The organism is Prevotella illustrans (assembly GCF_017426725.1).
Lineage (GTDB): Bacteria > Bacteroidota > Bacteroidia > Bacteroidales > Bacteroidaceae > Prevotella > Prevotella illustrans.
The window spans coordinates 30,273-47,304 of sequence record NZ_JAERMS010000020.1 but is presented as its reverse complement, the minus strand read 5'-3'; the positions used below and the strand labels follow the sequence as shown (position 1 = coordinate 47,304).

Genomic DNA, 17,032 nt, shown 5'->3' with positions numbered 1-17,032 from the left:
ATCACAAAACTCTTTGACGAAAAATTTTGGGGTACGCATTGACGAAGTCAGGAAAGAGGGACAGCGGATACGATACACCATCGGAAACCTTGCAGGGATAAGTCAATATCCTGTCAAGACCGATATGGGCGTATATATGGTGGTGGTCTCCGGTACTGCAACGCTGAACGTAGGAAGCGAACTCTGCGAGTTGCACCCCGAAACGGAAATCTCATTCATTTCGGGCGGCGTATTCCAATGCCTCGACAGTTCGCCTGACTTTATGGTAAGGATGTTCGTGTACTCCAGCGATCTGTTCGCAAAGATTGCCCTACCCATTGACCCGATATTCTTCGATTACAACGAGGCACATCCTATCTACCGGCATACCCCCGACGAACGCAGTTGCACGACATGGCGCGAGGTATTGCTGTGGATGGATATGGCAGCGATGCTGTTTTCCGACGAGGCGTCCCCACGTTTCGTACAACTGCAAGAAGAGGTATTCCTACAAGGCTTCTGGATGTGGAACTTCGGCACGATACAGGAGCGCATCAGCACCCACAACAAATTTACCACCACGCAGTTCATTGCTCATAAGTTTATGAGTCTGATAAGGACAGAAGCCGTAAGGCAACATCAGGTGGGCTACTATGCCGACAAGTTGAACATATCCCAGCGTTATCTCAACAAAATAGTATGGCGGCACACAAGGGGGCGCACGCCGAAACAGATTATCGACTCGCACCTGACCGCGGAGGTCAAGGTGAGGCTGATGGATGCGTCGCTGTCCATCACACAGGTGGCCCGGATGTTTAACTTTCCCGACCAGTCTGCCCTCAGCAGGTTCTTTCGTCGGCATACGGGGCTTTCACCCCACCAGTACCGCACGAGCCGTTCGATGCACTGGAATTTCAACGAGGAGAAGTAGCTACAGGATTATATGCTTGATGTAAATCAATAAATTGCGTAATAACGAGAATATGACGCAATAATATTTGCAAAATGTAGATATCCGTTTTATCTTTGCATCGTGTTTTTCATGGTATTAGATTTAAGGTTAACAAGATTGGGACTCAGCGGAGCCCCTTTTTTTATGTCTTTACGTTTGTAAGGCTTCAATCAGCTTATCTTTTTGCACTCCATACTCCCCATTTCCTGTTAGCTTTATGTCTTTCTCCATACCGTTAATAATTATGTTTGCCAAACATTATGTTTTACAAGGATAATATTTAGTATCAACATTAGACTACAAAACTATCAATAATTTTAGTATTTAGTATAAATTATGTTTCTGATAGTTACTCGGCTAAAGGAGCATTTTGAGAGTCTTAATGTGCAAGCGGTAACACATTTTTGGGAGGTGGTAACACTTTTCGTTCCCGATAGATATTTTTTGTTCCTGTTGTGTCCTGTTAGCCGCAGGTGCAACATTTAGCATAACTTCCTCTAAATGTGCCATTTAGCTAACAAGTGCCTGTGTATGAAACAAAAAAAAGGGGGATTCGCGAAGAATCCCCTTTTTTACCGTTTTGTGATCCGCATGGGGCTCGAACCCATGACCCCAACATTAAAAGTGTTGTGCTCTACCGACTGAGCTAGCGGATCAACGCTAGCTTCATTTCTGAAAGCGTGTGCAAAGGTAAAAAGTTTTTTTTATTCTTGCAAATTATTCATTTGTTTTTTCAGTGTTAGGACAATATTGCTCCACAACTCCACATTTTACATTCTACATTTCACACATCACATTTCCCATTAGCTTTATGTCTTTCTTGGCCGTTTGCGGCCCTTATGTCCTTTGTTCCGACAATCTGAAAAATATGTTTTTATGTCTTTATGTCCTTAAAAAACAACATGAATAAAAAATATGTCCTTATGTCTTTATGTCAAAAAAACAACATGAGAAAAATATGTTTTTATGTCTTTACCCTGAATTATCTTTACATATACCATCAAAAAAGTGGGGTTATTTTGAAAAAGAAAGGAGACGGACGGAAATAAGCGATTTTTGAGCGACTTTATAAAGCGCTGATTATCAATATATTGTATTTTTATGAGTGTTTTCCTGTCACTTTTTTACCTTTAATCGCTATGCTTTCAGGCCGTAATCGCGGCCCTTTTATCGGTTAAAAGCTATGGTTTGGCGGGTTAATCGCTGTGCTTTGAGCCGATAAAAGGATAGCTTTGGGCATAAAAGGGTATAAAAATCGGTAAAGCGAAGGGATTTTTCGCCATTTCGGCAGCCGGATGACACGTTGTAGAAGTGTTAAAAAAATGCGATTTTTTCTAACATAATTCTTCATCTTCATCCGTGCCTTGCCGGGACGGATGGGTGGTGCTTTCTTTCGTCACATAACGTTGCCAGTAAGCGATAAGGAGCGTCGTAAGCGGCAAGGCGATAATCAAACCAATGAATCCCAGCAGCGCTCCCCAAACGGAAAGGCTAAGCAGAAGGATGGCGGGATTGAGTCCCATGGCCTTTCCCATGATCTTTGGCGTCACCACAAAATCCGTAATGACCTGCACGACACAGAAAACCAGCAAAGCCGCACCAAACACCCACCAGAAGTTCTGCCCTGTGTCGGCAGCTTTAAGCATAGCGAGAAACGCTGTTGGAATAAGGGCAAAAGTATGGAGATAGGGCACGAGATCAAGAATGCCGATCAATATGCCCAATCCAATGGCCAACGGAAAATCGATGATTGTAAAACCAATACAGAACATGATGCCCATGCAGAGAGCCACCATGCCCTGTCCACGGATGTAATTGTTGAGTTCACGCTCCACGCTCTGCATTAGTTCATTCCAGAACGGTCGGTTTTTCTTGGGAAAAATACGAATCCAATTGGTTGTGAGCATTTCGTAATCGAGCAGGATAAAGAACATATAGAGCAGCGTTATCATTGAAGCGATGATACTCACGACTATACTTGCGGTCTGACCGACAAATGAGAACACCTTAGGCATAGCCATCCTCACGGCATCGGCAAAGTCTTTACTCTTGAAAAAGTTTTCCACCTCAATCTGATGAGTCCGGATCCATTGAGAGATCGCTACCGTAATATCATTAGAATGCGTGGTGTTGGAAACCCATTGCCGCAAGATTTTCTCCAGTTTATCAAACTGGTCGATCATTGGCGGGATGATCAGATAGGTAACAAGACCTATGACAGCCAGCACCATGAGCATGGCGATGATGATGGCGATGACACGTATTCTGACCCTAAGCGTAAATTGGATAAACTTGACAACAGGATACAACAGATAAGCCAGCAGCCAAGCTACGAAAAACGGCAAAAGAACATTACTAAGATAATTGACCAACAAAAGGATGGCCATGACAAGAAGCGCTATGCCTGCCCATCGGATGAATTTATCAAAGGTGATTTCCTGTTTCATGATTCATATCCTCCCTTAATGCTTTTTGATAACATTCCCTACACAATGGTTCATATTCAGCTTGCTCACCCAACATGACACGCTTGTCGCCAGCCACCAAACGGTGGCTCACATAGGCCAGATTGCCACACTTGACACAGATGGCGTGCACCTTGGTTACTTCGTCGGCAATGGCACATAATCCGGGCATCGGGCCAAAAGGTATGCCTTTATAGTCCATATCGAGCCCGGCCACGATGACCCGTATGCCACGATTGGCCAGGTCATTGCAAACACCTACCAAGCCGTCGTCAAGAAACTGAGCTTCGTCTATGCCGACAACGTCAATGCCGGAAGAGAGCAGCAAAATGCTGCCCGATGAATCAATGGGAGTAGAGGGTATGGAATTTTGATCGTGACTTACAACATCCTCTTCTGAATAACGCGTATCAATCGCCGGCTTGAATATGACGACGGACTGCCGTGCAAACTTTGCTCGCTTCATACGCCTTATGAGTTCTTCTGTCTTTCCTGAAAACATGGAACCACAAACAACTTCTATTCTTCCCAGGCGATGAGCTTCACCAGCAACATTTTCATTCATCATGCGTACAAAGAGGATGTTTTATTCGATCAATACGATTGCAAAATTACGAATAGGATTTAAAAATTGCAAAGAAATACCTGCTTTTTTTGGAGATGTGTTTTATTTAACTATCTTTGTCTAACATATGGGTACATTATATATTATACCTACGCCGGTCGGAAATATGGAGGATATAACGATGCGCGCCATCCGCATTTTGAAAGAAGCGGATTTGGTACTGGCAGAAGACACACGCACTTCGGGCATTCTGCTGAAGCATTTCGATATCAAAAACCATCTGATGTCGCATCATAAATTCAATGAACACGGAACTACAGCCGGTATCATAGAACGACTCAAAGGGGGGCAAACCATAGCGCTGATCAGTGACGCCGGCACACCGGGAATAAGCGACCCGGGCTTCTTGCTCAGCCGTGAAGCGTCGAAAGCAGGTATAACCGTTGTCACCTTGCCCGGAGCCACTGCCTGTATTCCGGCTATTGTTTCCTCAGGGCTGCCGTGCGACCGCTTCTGTTTTGAAGGTTTTCTACCCCAGAAGAAAGGCCGGCAGACTATGTTAAGGCAACTGGCAGAAGAGCAGCGTACAATGATTTTCTACGAATCGCCCTATCGTTTGTTAAAGACTCTGCAGCAGTTTGCCGAATATTTCGGAGCGGAGAGACCGGTAAGCGTGGCCCGTGAAATATCAAAGGTGCACGAAGAACATATTCGCGGTACTCTTCAGGAAGTAATCGGGCATTTTAGAGAGTCTGAACCACGGGGAGAAATCGTTATCGTCCTTGAGGGGAGTGATCATAAAAAGAATAAAGAACTATAAACCAAATCAAATGATGAAAAAGTTATTGATTTACGTAATGATGGGTGGTGCAGCACTGCTCTCATTCAATAGTTGCAAACAGGAGAAGGCAGCACTTGACGCAGCTAATCTCGCACAGTCGGATTCCTTACAGAAAATCATTGATCAGAAAGATAATGAGATAAACGATATGTTGGGAACACTCAATGAGATACAGGAAGGTTTCAATGAAATCAATCAGGCAGAAAACCGTGTGAACATTGTGAAAGATGGCGAAGGAGCCAACAAGTCGCAACAAATCAGAGAGAACGTCAAGTTCATCTCCAACGCCATGAAGCGCAACCGTGAGTTGATCGGCAAACTTCAGAAGCAGCTCCGCGAGAGCAGTATCCACGGTGAGCAGTTCAAAACAACCATCGAAAACCTCGTAAAACAACTTAATGAGAAAGACGAACAACTGCAACAGTTGCGTAGTGAACTCGATGCCAAGGACATCCATATCACCGAACTGGATGAAACCATCAACAACCTAAACACCAACGTATCAAGCCTCACGGCCGAAAGTAATGCCAAGAGCCAGACCATCAGCTCACAAGATAAGCAGCTGAACACGGCATGGTACGTATTCGGCACCAAGAAAGAGTTGAAGAGTCAGCGCATTGTTGAAGACGGTAAGGTTTTACAGTCCAACTTCAACAAGAGCTATTTCACCAAAATTGATATCCGTGTGGACAAAGTTGTCAATCTCTACTCTAAGTCTGCCAAGATTCTGACAACCCATCCATCAAGCAGTTACACGCTGACACGCGATGGTAATAAGCAATACACCTTGCGAATTACCAACCCTGACCTCTTCTGGAGCACCAGCAAGTATCTCGTTGTACTTGTCAAGTAGAATTACATTCTACTTTTCACATGATATTCTCCCGCATTGCCAACTAACTTGGCAATGCGGGAGTTTTTTTCCTTATTGACTCTCGTTTAAGTCTTCGCTCTTTGGGTTCTTGAGCGGACTTCTGTTTCCTTCGTCTTAGAAATATTGGTGTCCGGTAAAAACTGATTGACAGTTCTGCAATCCTTTATTTATCGACACTACAGGCATGTATAGCCGGTAGTGGCTTACTTTTTGCCCCAAATAGCGACCCTTACTAAAAAAATCCTTTTGGTTTGGTGTGTTCCACGCGTCGGGAAAGTCTGCCGTCATTTGCCGGGACGTTTGCAGAGGTTCTGCATTTAACACCTGTTATACCTTGACGTTTGCAGTGGTTCTGCATTTGACACCCGTTATACCTTGGCGTTTGCAGAGGTTCTGCATTTAACATCTGTTATACCTTGACGTTTGCAGAGGTTCTGCATTTAACATCTGTTTTGTTTTTGATGTCTTCCGAGAGCCCGGAAAGCCTGCCGTCATTTGCCGGGACGGCGAAAAGACATGATTTATCGCTATAATTTGTTTGCCGGACACCAATATTTTAGAAATATAAGATAAAAAAATGGGCGCTTGCTCCATCCTCACGGACCACAAGCGCCTCCTCAAAAATAGAGAGTCATAAAAAATATCTTATTATTTTCTTTCACGCAAATCTATAGTCGGGGGCCTTCGTAGGAGCCTTCCTGACAGATTTGCTTCACGAAGAGAGAAATAGAATCCGATCTCTTGTAAAGACCGGATTCTATTATTTCAAGCTCTTGCGTGAATCAAAATTACACTAAGCCCTGAGAAACCAATTAGTCAAGCTGTGCCAACTTATTGTCAGAACCAAGTACCTCTTTTATCTTATGAGCGTAGAGCTGCTCCATATACTCACGAGCCTTGCCGCAATACTGACGGGGATCGAAGTAATCCGGGTGCTGAACGAATGTCTCACGAACACCGGCTGTGAAAGCCAGACGAGAGTCTGAGTCGATATTGATCTTGCAAACAGCACTCTTAGAAGCCTTGCGAAGCTGCTCTTCAGGAATACCTACTGCATTAGGCAACTTACCACCGTTGGCATTGATAATATCTACATACTCCTGGGGTACGGAAGAAGAACCGTGGAGAACGATTGGGAATCCGGGGAGTTCCTTTTCTACGCCTTCCAATACGTCGAAAGCCAATGGAGGAGGAACCAGACGACCGGTCTTCGGATCACGTGTGCACTGCTCTGGTTTGAACTTATACGCACCGTGAGAAGTACCAATAGAAATAGCCAAAGAGTCTACACCTGTGCGGGTAGCAAAATCAACAACTTCCTCGGGCTTTGTATAATGAGACTCTTCTGCTACGACTTCGTCCTCTACACCCGCGAGAACGCCGAGCTCACCCTCAACTGTTACGTCGAACTGATGCGCGTAGTCAACGACCTGCTTGGTGAGAGCAATGTTCTCTTCGTAAGGAAGTGAAGAACCGTCGATCATTACAGACGAGAAGCCTGTGTCTACACAATTCTTGCAAAGCTCGAAGCTGTCACCATGATCGAGGTGCAATACGATCTCAGGATGATGGCAACCCAGTTCTTTCGCATACTCGACAGCACCTTCTGCCAAATAGCGGAGAAGTGTTTGGTTGGCATATTTGCGGGCACCTTTTGATACCTGCAGGATAACCGGTGACTTCAATTCTGAAGAAGCCTTAATGATAGCCTGAAGTTGCTCCAGGTTATTGAAGTTGAATGCCGGGATAGCATAACCACCGTTTACGGCTCTCTTGAACATCTCGCGTGTATTTACGAGACCTAATTCTTTGAAACTTACTGCCATAATTATATGTTTATTATGTAAAAAAAATGTTTTCTAATAACTTCTATCGCATGCAAAATTACCATTTTCTTTCCGCAATACAAAAAAATAGCGCATGATTTAGTCATGCGCGCGGGTTAAAAAATTAAGAATAATACGAAATGCCACCGTTCTTCTTACATTTTGTAAAACGGGGGTTGCAAATTAATGTCAGTTCACATCGGTTTATCGTCTGAGCGACGTATTTTTCCGAGTCAGTTCAGAAGCAAACAATAACACGACAAAATAGCCGAAGAAGGGGATGAGGAACGGAATTATCAGATTGCTGCTGTCGGCAATCCACCCCATCAATAAGAAGCCACAACCACCGATAGGCGTCATCATTAAAAGCGAAGACGCGCTTTTCGTCAGACTTCCAAGCCCCCGTAAGGCTAAAGAGAATATCGTGGGAAACATAATGGCTTCGAACAGATAGTTGCAGATGATGGCCACCATAGACAACTTGCCTAAGTCGAACAGTACGACTACCATACAAAGCACGCTGCCGACCGCGCAAAAAAGCAACGTGATCTCCGCAGGCACTCGCTGCATAATCCAGCTTCCGATGAAACGACCTACCATGAAAAAGGCCAAAGCCACGGTCAGTACGATACTGGCACTGTTATCGTCCATCCATCCCTGACCCGTCACAAAGTTGATGAAATAGCTATTGATCGATATTTCCGCCACCTCATAAGCCAGTAGTGAAAACAGGCCGAATACGAACATAGGATGCTTTTTGAAGAGCTTCATAATGCGCGTGTCAGCCACTTTGTCCTCAGCTGTCTCTTCATGCTTGATCTCCGGCAGGTTCACACGCGAAAAAACCAACGCGATCATCAGCACCAATACACCTAAAATAGTATAAGGTATAACCACGTCACATGAACTTCGCGCGCCGCTAAAGAAGAACTGTCCCACCACGAAGGTCGCAAACAGGCTGCCCAAGCCGTTGAACGACTGCGAGAAATTCAGTCGGCTGGTGGCCGTATCCTTATGGCCAAGTTCCGTTACGTAGGGATTAGCCGACGTTTCCAGAAACACCAAGCCACAGCCGATGACGAACAATGCGGTCAGAAAGGCATAAAACGTACCCATGGCCGAACAGGGAATAAACAACAGCGCCCCGATACCAAACAGCATAAGGCCTACCACCACACCCAAACGATAGCCATGACGATTGATAAACCATCCCGCGGGAATGGCCATCAGGAAATATCCAAGGTATGTTGTGACCTGAATGAGCGACGATTGCGTGATGCTGATATCGAGTTCATTCTGAAAATGCTTGTTAAGCACATCCAAGATGGCACGGGCAAAACCCCACAAGAAGAAAAGACTCGTTATCAGAATGAAAGGCACCAGAAACTCCTTGGACGTCAAGGTAGCTTTGGGATGAGCGACAGAGTGTTTTTGTTTCATATAATGTAAATATTATGAGATTACAACAGTTTCACGAAAAAATAATATAAAAAGTCTACCAACCGCACCACAGCCAAAATTCAATACTGCGCACTTCGATTTCTTTACGTCGTCTTCGACAGAGCTAATCATCATCTTTTATCTGCTTCTCTTTTTCCGGTACATGTCGGACAAATGCCTTTAATCAAGCAGTTGACACTATGCAGCCGGTAGCCATCGGGCAGGGAAACCTCGGGCGCGTGCAGGTCGTGCAGGCAAAAAGTACGGTGGCAGCACTCGCAAAAGAAGTGCATGTGCTCGTCCTCATCGTTGTCTTCGTCGCGGCTGTAACAAAGTTCGTAGCGTGTCCCGCCGTCGCCGTCTTCGATGACATGCACTAAGTGGCGAGTTCTGAAAAGCGCCAGCGCCCGAAAGATATTCGACTTGTCGATAGAGAATATCTCCATTTCCAGCTCCCGCATCGACATGGGGCGGCGTCCGGCGGCCAGCGTCCGAAGGATGACGACACGGTTGGCGGTAGGTTTGATTCCATGCCGGGCGAGCAGTAGTTCACATTCTTTACTTTCCATAAGTTTCACAGGATTGATTCAATTCTTTGATTACCATTTCAGATAGCCGTATTTCTGCTTATACCATAGCTGCACGGCATTGATGATATTCTGCCAGATGACATAGACACAGGGGGCGATAGAGGCATAGGGGTTGAGGAAAGAAATGGTGAGCCATATGCCCACGACGGTATTTTTCTGCCCGAGGGCCTGTCCCGCGCCTATGCTGTCGCCAAAGTGGCGTCCAATCACTTTGCCCAGCGAAAACTGAAAGATGGAGAGCACCAGCGGTATGACGCACAACATGACCAGCACCCAACCCGAAACGGGAGCGTGGAGCAGACTCTTCATCGTAATGCCCATGATGATGGAGAGATTGATACTCCATATATAAATCGTCAGATTAGACTTGGTTTTGAGCCAACGCACCATGGCAGGCCAGAAGCGACGGGTGAGCAAGGCGCTGCAAAGCGGGATGACAAGAACCATAAGCACTTTTTTGAGAACCATCAAGAAGGCCATGAGAAAAGAGATGTCGGCGTCTTTCTCCACCATCGGGAAGAAAAGTGGGATGATGACGGACGTAACGCAGTTGGCGATGAACAGATAAACAGTGAGCGAAGAGATATTACCTCCCAGCTTCTCCACAATGACAGGAGCGGCGGCGGCCGTCGGACAGATGACACAGATAAACACGCTTTCGAGCAAAAGCTTCATCGTGGAGTCGGTAGTGAGGTTGATCAAAATCACTACTAGAAAGGAGAGTAGCACGCGAATACCCTGTAAGATGAAGTGCCAGCGACGAGGACGCATGTCATCCATTTGTATCTTGCAGAACGTGATATAAAGCATGAGGAAGACATTGATCGGCAGGACGGTCACCAAAAGAGGACCGAAAAATTCGCCGACCGGTACTAACGCCGTGATTTCGGTAAACAACAGATAGACGATTGACCCCACGGCAAGGCCCACTAACAGCGACCAAGTTTTAAGAAACTTCACGAAACCCATCTTCAAAACCTATTGTGACCGCCGCAAGCGAGAGGTCGTAGCCGGGATATCGGGGCGACAGGACGGGCGATCGTTCTACTATGATAACTGCAAAAGTAGTAAAAAATCAACGAATTGGATAAGTAATCGGGAGATATAAACATAAAGTCGCCGGCAAACACCTGTCATGTGGATGTGTGCCGGCGACTCAATCATGTCGTGATCGACAATATCAAATTATTTCTTCAGTCTCAAATCATAGTTCAAACTGGAAGCGGCCTCCTTGAACTTATCGTTCACCATGCGGAGAACCGAGTCGCCTACTACCTTGAAGTAGACGGGGTCTTCATTCTTGGTATAAGTTACCTTGTAGAATGTCTCGGGCTGTCCCTTCACGTCTTTCTTCACGATTTCCTTCGTTCCGGTATAGTTTTCGGTGGCGGTTGTGGCCCCCTCGTAGGTCACGGTGAGGCGATAGCCGTTGGTAGAGTCGTTGGCGAGTACCAGTACATACTGCGCCGTATGATCGGCACCTGGAATCTCGCCTTCAAAACGGAGCGAGTCGGCCTGTACAGAGTCGGCGGTTAATGAATCGGCGCCTTCCGCGTTGGCTGCGGTCTTGTTGCCTTGGTTACATGCCATCAGCGCCGTGCCGGCGGCAAAAAGTAAAATTGCGTTTTTAATCTTTCCCATAATTTCTCGTATTAATTTGATTGAATGTGACGACAAAAGTAGGCAATCTGCTTGACAACACACGCAAATCAAGTTGTAATTAAAGTTAAACCAAAGTTTTGGGTGACCTGTATTAGACATTACAGGCGGAACAAAGGATTCCCGTGTTTGTAAATGACATGGCGTAAGCCGTATTCATATACCGGCGCGTTTTGTCCTTTCGTATCAAAAGGCATTCGCTGTAGAGCTTAGAGGCACGTAACCACTTTCTTCTACGACAGACCGCGCTCTGTTCTGTGTAAGAAATTCAAAAAGCTTATAAGCATACGAGTCACGTTGCGTATCAGCCCTAATGGCAGCAAAGATTTCAGAGACATAAGGATAGGTCCCGTTGTTGATGCTCTCTTTGTTGGGATGAACCCCATCTATCCCGATTGCTTTGGCATAATCCTGACCACGTGTCATAATATTGTAATAGTAAAAGGGTGTGTAGGCAATCCCGTTCACGTCTTTACGTATTTCATAGAACGGTCCGGCCATCGTTCCTGTTTCCATACCGGGTTTTCCTATTATAGTAAGACCTTTCATCACCATGGTCTCCATTTTTTCCTGACTACCGGAATTCGCGTTTCTCACATAAGGATTTATAGTCGCGTCATTTCCTCCGACATCTTTCCAGTTTTCTATCTTTCCTGTGTAAATATCTTGAATTTGCTTGATGGATAAGGAGTTGACAGGATTGTTTTTGTTCACGATAAATATAAAGCCATCTTTACCGACGGGGCGGGTTATCAATTTAATATTTTTGCTGTCAGCATATTTTTGTTCATCTCTTGAAATATCTCGTGACGCAATGATAAGCTCCACCTTACCGTCAAGCAGGTTCATGTATGATCCGTGCGTCGTACTGCAGTTAAGCTTACTTTTCAAAAGATCGCGTTGAGACTCTGTGAGAGAGGTTTTTTCCCAGTCAATAGAAACATACCATACTTGCGTGACAGCCTGATCTTGCCACCATTGATACGGAAGTCCAAGAACCTTTGATGCCAGAATCACGCTAAGAGGCTGGGTTGAAGTAGAACAGTCCAGCGCGGGAAAATCTGCCAAGGACATACTCGGAACGGATTCGCTTTCTGTATTCTTTTCACCGCAGCTCATCGGGATAAAACCTATCATGGTTATTAAAGATAGGCGAAAGACCATTTTTAAGAAAGTAGCAGATTTTAGATTCTTCATAATCTCTTTTTTTTAGTTAGTACGCTATATTTCGTTTTTGTTTACCACGTGAGTCGCAGTCCGAAGGGTACCGTGAACATAAACGGATGTTCCGTGCGATAGGTCTCAAGACCACTGCCATTCCTGAAGTAGTAGAACATATTGGGCTCCAGATACAGGCTGAACGGCTTGAATATCTTATATTGTACGCCGACGCCCATGTTTACGGACCACTGGTAACGAGGCTTGATGTCACCTTTCAGTGTGTATGACGAATCGGTCGTGATGATATAATTCTTGGTGAGCGAACTGTGAACAGGCATTTCAAAGGTCACGCCACCCGTGGCGTAGGCGTTGAAACGGCCCTTGCCCCACAGCCGGTAAGTCAATCGCAACGGTATGCCCACGTAATCTATCTTCTGGGTTTTCTTTAGCTCCGCCTTACGGTATTCGCTTACAAATTCCGACTTCAACCTTGTATAGGTCAATCCTGTGCCGAAAGTCCAATGAGGACTTAGCTGCTTGTTGAGCGAGAAGCCTAAAGTCTTCGGACGGTCGTGGCGTGCCGTTTCATTCAAGCTCTTATTGCCATCCGTTATATTGTTGATTGCTATATAGTTCAATTTCGCTCTTTCTACAGAATCCATCAAGGCGGCGTTTCTGTTTAGATAATCCAGATAGTCATTCCAAGTGTACAGCTTGGCTGCCATGCCACCATTGGCATAATCCACCACGGAGAGATAATCCAGATTTGCCAAAGCCCCATTTGCGCCGGCATTGGAGGAATAACCGAAGTTGAATGTCCACGGATATCTCTTCTTTTGTTTGAGATTGAGGTTTACGCTTTCATTCAATGCCGCTATTTTATTTTCGGGAAGCTGTGCAAGACGGTACAAAGAGTCTTCTGTGAGGATAGCCGTCACCGGATATTTCTGTAAGGAATCTGCGCCGAATGGTACCGTTTGTCGTTCTGCTGCCACACGGTCTGTTTTGATTTGCGAATAGAGCTTCTCGGTGGTAACCGTTATTTTTGCCCTCGTTCCATCACGGCTGACGCTTGATGGGCTGGAATATTCCGGTTGTTTTGTTTTCGGTCTGTCTTCTGCTTTTTGAACACTTCTTGATTGATCTTGGCGCTTGTTCGCGGTGGTTGGCTTGTAATCGGAAGTTTCGACGGACTTATCGCTCGCCACGAAATAGATATAGACAGGAATCAGGAGTGGCAACAAGAACAGCATCCAATAGTCGACTAGTATCGCACGTAGCATTTTCTTCGCCCTGAATAATTGGGAAGAAGAACTGTGTGGGTTGATACCAAGCAGTTCTCCGATTTCCTTGTGTGAAAGACCGTCCAGAACCGAGAGCTTGAATACTTCCCTATTCCCCTTTGGCAAGGATTCTATTGCTTTCAACAACACTTCCAGTTCAATACTCTTCTCTTTCTCGCTGTTCTCGTCTGGAATTTCTATTCCCAAGCAAGATAAAGGAATTTCGTCTTTTCCTGTGTATTGTAGATACTTCAACGATAGGTTCCTTACGATGGTTATCATCCACCCCTCTAATTTCGAGTGGTCTTTCAGTGTCTTGACGGAGGTGAAGATAATGATAAAAGCATCGTGCAGAATATCTTCTGCCGTACTTTCATCTGCCACATAATGCAAGCAGATTTTCATCAATCTGCCGGAATATGTCTTATATAATTTTCCGAGAGCCTCTCGCTCTCCCTGTTTACATGCGTCTATATCAATATCTATATTCATAGATACATTTGTCCTTTTTATTAAAAGGAGTAGGTTGTACCCGAAAGACTGCATGAATTTTGAAACTTTTTTGGGGGAATATGTAAAAAAGAGTTGTTAGATACTTATTTGAATGGTTGTTCATCCCCACATCCGGTGGATTAACCAATAGATTTTACATCCGAAAATAGATCTCCGGTTACGGCGCATAACGTTTGGTGAGTTCGCGCGTATATATAAAGATAGGTGGAGAGCTTTATTTCTTTCCACAGATGGATGCGGCTTTCGGTTTGGGATGGGTTCTCCGGCTTTTCGGATCGGCCCGGAAATCTTTCAGAACCCGGTTTCATTGACCGAACGAGGCGTCGTTTCGGGCATAAGATAATGTTATATTATAATACGTCGAGCAATAGAAGCTGTGGGGACGAACCTTAATTTGGCGTTCTGAAATCTGTGGTCTTATTTGTGATTTTTCGTATAAGTGATATAATTATCGGGAAGGGTAGGAGCCCAATTCAATTCAAGAACAATGGTTTTCAAGTCGGGGCGATAGACAAACTGAAAAGCGATTTCTTTTTCTCCCTGTTGGGTATCAAGGAGAATGTTCAGGTTCGCTGCGTACTTCCACGCCACAGTTTCCGTTTTATACGACAGGGTTGCTGACGTAGGATTGCCGACATTGGTATGTCCTTCAAATTTCATGACCCAGCGCTCAGCCTCACTATTCTCATTTTCCGCGCCGAATTCCACGGTGTTGTAATCTGTGTCGTCGGGCTTCAGGCTGTACGAACGATAATAGGCCGACGTCCATTTGCCACGGATGATACCCAGATGGTCATGCTCCCGCTTGGTCAGCGTATAGTCTTTGCCGTCGCAGGTAAAGTGTATTTCCTTGGTCTTCAGATCGCACCGGAGTTCTGTGACCCCCATAATCTCTGTTTTTTTAAATAGAGTGAGGCGTATTTTGTCGGAACCTTCCTCTTTGTAGGACGCAACCGAACCCTCCACTGCGTTATCGGAAGTCACGTACTTCACGTGGACATGTTGCGAAGAAGTAAAATGAATCTCCACGATGTTGCCTTGAGCGTTGGTAAAGTCCTGCGCCGTCCAGTAGCCTGAAAGTTGCATCTGTTTATAGAGGCTGTTCTGATTTTGTTCTTCTTCATTGCTGTTGGAAGAGCAGGCGGTGAGGTAAAGTGCCAAGAATAAAAACGCTCCGAGACGGAGTAAGAGTTTTGTTTTCATACGCTTAGGAATTAATAGTTGATGGTCCTTTGTTACAAAGATACGAAATAATCAGTTTGGTTATTATTCGACAATCTTAAATAATCTAAAACGAAAAACAGAGAGTGGAAGGAAATGCCGGCGGAAGATGTTTCGCAAGGTGGCAGGAAAGCCTCCAATATCTTGCTTTTGTAAATATTTCATCCCTGATTTTAACACTTCCGGACTGTCGCATCCAGCGTTCGAAAATACGTTTTGCCAGCGTGAAAGAGGTCGTAATAGCTCCAACTTTTCCAATCGCTATGCTTTTACACGGTCAAAGCTATCCTTTTAGCCGCTAATCGCTATGCTTTTACAGGTTAAAAGGCCTGCTATTGGAGCGTAAAAAGACGCAAAACAGAGCCTTTTCGATAGGCTTGAAATGACGGTTTGAATATAAAACGCTGATTGTCAGCGATTTGTAAATCGCGCTAAAATGGCGTTATTTCCGGCCAATGATTTTCTTTTTTGAAATAACGCAAGCAGCAAATGCCATTTGTCAAATAAATTCCGAATCGTGCAAAAGGCCTTTTGGGGCGATATTCTGTATAATCGTAGCTTCAGCCTTGGCCCGGAATCAATGTTCTTCCCGCTCTTGCTCATGCTCCTTTGGCCGGTTGGTTCTCGGCTTCTGCTATATTTTCTCCTTCCGGCGTTAACAAATCGAAACGACGGATAAGAAAAGTTAGAGATAATCGCGCGAAAAGCCAAGGCTTCGTTTTATTTCCTAACTTTGCGTGACAACATGTTTCGAAAGGAATCGGACATCTTGACATACGAAAACGACTTTATCCTTCATCGAAAACGAGACGTTATGAACATGAAACCTTATCATGCCATATTGCTGTTTGCGTTGCTGGTAGGCGCCGCGGTGTGGTCGGGCATGCACGGCTATCGGCAGGTCCAACGCCTGATGGTGGCCGACATGAACCAGGCTTTGGCACAGACACTGGCCACGAAACGGGACTGTTGGCTGACACCCGATACGATCGCCGACTACCGCAGCTATCTGAAGACCGAGACTTTGCGTCGTCATTCCATTGTATATTACGCCATGGACAATCCCGGCGACGGGCTTTGTAGCCGGCCGATGGGATGGCACGGGCAGAATGGTAGGGTCGTGTTTCAGAGTTATGCCAACTGTTCGGTGGCCTCGGTATTGGCTTTATCCGACCGGCGGTTGCCTTTCTCCTTGTCGGCGATGGCTCTTTTGTGGGCTGTCTTCTCGCTGGCTTATTTCCGTCGGCATGGCCGCGACATGATTGTTCTGGGGCAGTTGATGCTGCGGAAGGACGAAGATTGTTTCTATAATCTCCACCATGAGCCTGTAGGGCTGACGCCCATGCAACACCGGCTCATGCGACTGTTCTTTGAAAAGGCCAATCATCAGCTCGGAAAACAGGAAATCTGCGATGCTCTCTGGCCCAAGAAACCCGACGCGAGTGAAACGCTTTATACACTCGTCAGACGGTTGAAACCTGTCATAGAGAAACAAGGTGGACTGAAAATCATGTCGGAGCGTGGAGGCGATTATCAGTTGTTGCCGGGCGACAAAGCGCTTTAAATTAATTGTATATAGGAGTCTGACATTTGTCGGCAGTGAAATGTCAGACAAATGTCAGACTCTTTTTTCGTGAAAACCACAACACCGTTTCTATCTTTG

14 protein-coding genes and 1 tRNA gene are annotated in these 17,032 nt (G+C 45.4%); 4 read left to right on the top strand and 11 right to left on the bottom strand.

Going from position 1 to position 17,032, the window contains the following annotated elements:
- The coding region (locus JHU38_RS07450) for a helix-turn-helix domain-containing protein (RefSeq protein ID WP_207859332.1) at positions 1–910 on the top strand (910 nt) is incomplete at its 5' end.
- A gap of 604 nt (positions 911–1,514) precedes the next feature.
- Here the strand turns inward: JHU38_RS07450 and JHU38_RS07445 are convergent.
- The 3 genes from JHU38_RS07445 to JHU38_RS07435 form a co-directional block, all read right to left on the bottom strand.
- Positions 1,515–1,587, bottom strand: a tRNA-Lys gene (locus JHU38_RS07445).
- Between the two features lie 678 nt (positions 1,588–2,265).
- Positions 2,266–3,378: an AI-2E family transporter gene (locus JHU38_RS07440; protein ID WP_107581309.1), complete on the bottom strand. Its 1,113-nt coding sequence runs from the start codon at positions 3,376–3,378 to the stop codon at positions 2,266–2,268.
- Positions 3,356–3,961, bottom strand: a complete 606-nt coding sequence (locus tag JHU38_RS07435; protein ID WP_107582320.1) for a thymidine kinase — start codon at positions 3,959–3,961, stop codon at positions 3,356–3,358. Before JHU38_RS07435 ends, JHU38_RS07440 begins: the two co-directional genes overlap by 23 nt.
- A gap of 127 nt (positions 3,962–4,088) precedes the next feature.
- Between JHU38_RS07435 and rsmI the strand changes: the two genes are divergently transcribed.
- Positions 4,089–4,781 carry a 16S rRNA (cytidine(1402)-2'-O)-methyltransferase gene (gene rsmI / locus JHU38_RS07430; RefSeq protein WP_107581308.1) on the top strand — a complete coding sequence of 231 codons (693 nt, stop codon included), beginning with the start codon at positions 4,089–4,091 and terminating at the stop codon, positions 4,779–4,781.
- A 13-nt stretch (positions 4,782–4,794) separates the two neighbouring features.
- Positions 4,795–5,655, top strand: coding sequence for a Cbp1 family collagen-binding glycoprotein adhesin (locus tag JHU38_RS07425; protein ID WP_107582319.1), 861 nt, complete (start codon positions 4,795–4,797; stop codon positions 5,653–5,655).
- A gap of 833 nt (positions 5,656–6,488) precedes the next feature.
- Here JHU38_RS07425 and JHU38_RS07420 read toward each other — a convergent pair.
- The 8 genes from JHU38_RS07420 to JHU38_RS07385 form a co-directional block, all read right to left on the bottom strand.
- The gene (locus JHU38_RS07420) at positions 6,489–7,502 is read right to left on the bottom strand and encodes a class II fructose-bisphosphate aldolase (protein WP_107581307.1); all 1,014 of its coding nucleotides are present in this window, start codon (positions 7,500–7,502) and stop codon (positions 6,489–6,491) included.
- A gap of 204 nt (positions 7,503–7,706) precedes the next feature.
- Positions 7,707–8,942, bottom strand: coding sequence for a sugar MFS transporter (locus JHU38_RS07415; protein WP_107581306.1), 1,236 nt, complete (start codon positions 8,940–8,942; stop codon positions 7,707–7,709).
- 131 nt (positions 8,943–9,073) lie between these two features.
- Entirely contained in the window at positions 9,074–9,511 is a 438-nt protein-coding gene (locus JHU38_RS07410) for a Fur family transcriptional regulator (protein WP_107581305.1), read from the bottom strand.
- A 30-nt stretch (positions 9,512–9,541) separates the two neighbouring features.
- A complete protein-coding gene (locus JHU38_RS07405; RefSeq protein WP_107581304.1) occupies positions 9,542–10,501 on the bottom strand; it encodes a transporter in 960 nt (319 codons plus the stop codon).
- A 216-nt stretch (positions 10,502–10,717) separates the two neighbouring features.
- Positions 10,718–11,173 (bottom strand): copper resistance protein NlpE N-terminal domain-containing protein, encoded by a 456-nt coding sequence (locus JHU38_RS07400; RefSeq protein ID WP_107581303.1) that lies wholly within the window; start codon positions 11,171–11,173, stop codon positions 10,718–10,720.
- 204 nt (positions 11,174–11,377) lie between these two features.
- Positions 11,378–12,388 (bottom strand): PstS family phosphate ABC transporter substrate-binding protein, encoded by a 1,011-nt coding sequence (locus JHU38_RS07395; RefSeq protein ID WP_107581302.1) that lies wholly within the window; start codon positions 12,386–12,388, stop codon positions 11,378–11,380.
- Positions 12,389–12,429: 41 nt separating this feature from the next.
- Positions 12,430–14,127: a sigma-70 family RNA polymerase sigma factor gene (locus JHU38_RS07390; protein WP_107581301.1), complete on the bottom strand. Its 1,698-nt coding sequence runs from the start codon at positions 14,125–14,127 to the stop codon at positions 12,430–12,432.
- A gap of 438 nt (positions 14,128–14,565) precedes the next feature.
- Complete coding sequence (locus tag JHU38_RS07385; RefSeq protein WP_107581300.1) at positions 14,566–15,351, bottom strand: hypothetical protein; 786 nt, start codon at positions 15,349–15,351, stop codon at positions 14,566–14,568.
- Positions 15,352–16,189: 838 nt separating this feature from the next.
- Between JHU38_RS07385 and JHU38_RS07380 the strand changes: the two genes are divergently transcribed.
- On the top strand, positions 16,190–16,933 hold the full coding sequence (locus tag JHU38_RS07380) for a helix-turn-helix domain-containing protein (protein WP_107582318.1): 744 nt from the start codon (positions 16,190–16,192) through the stop codon (positions 16,931–16,933).
- Positions 16,934–17,032: the final 99 nt, after the last annotated feature.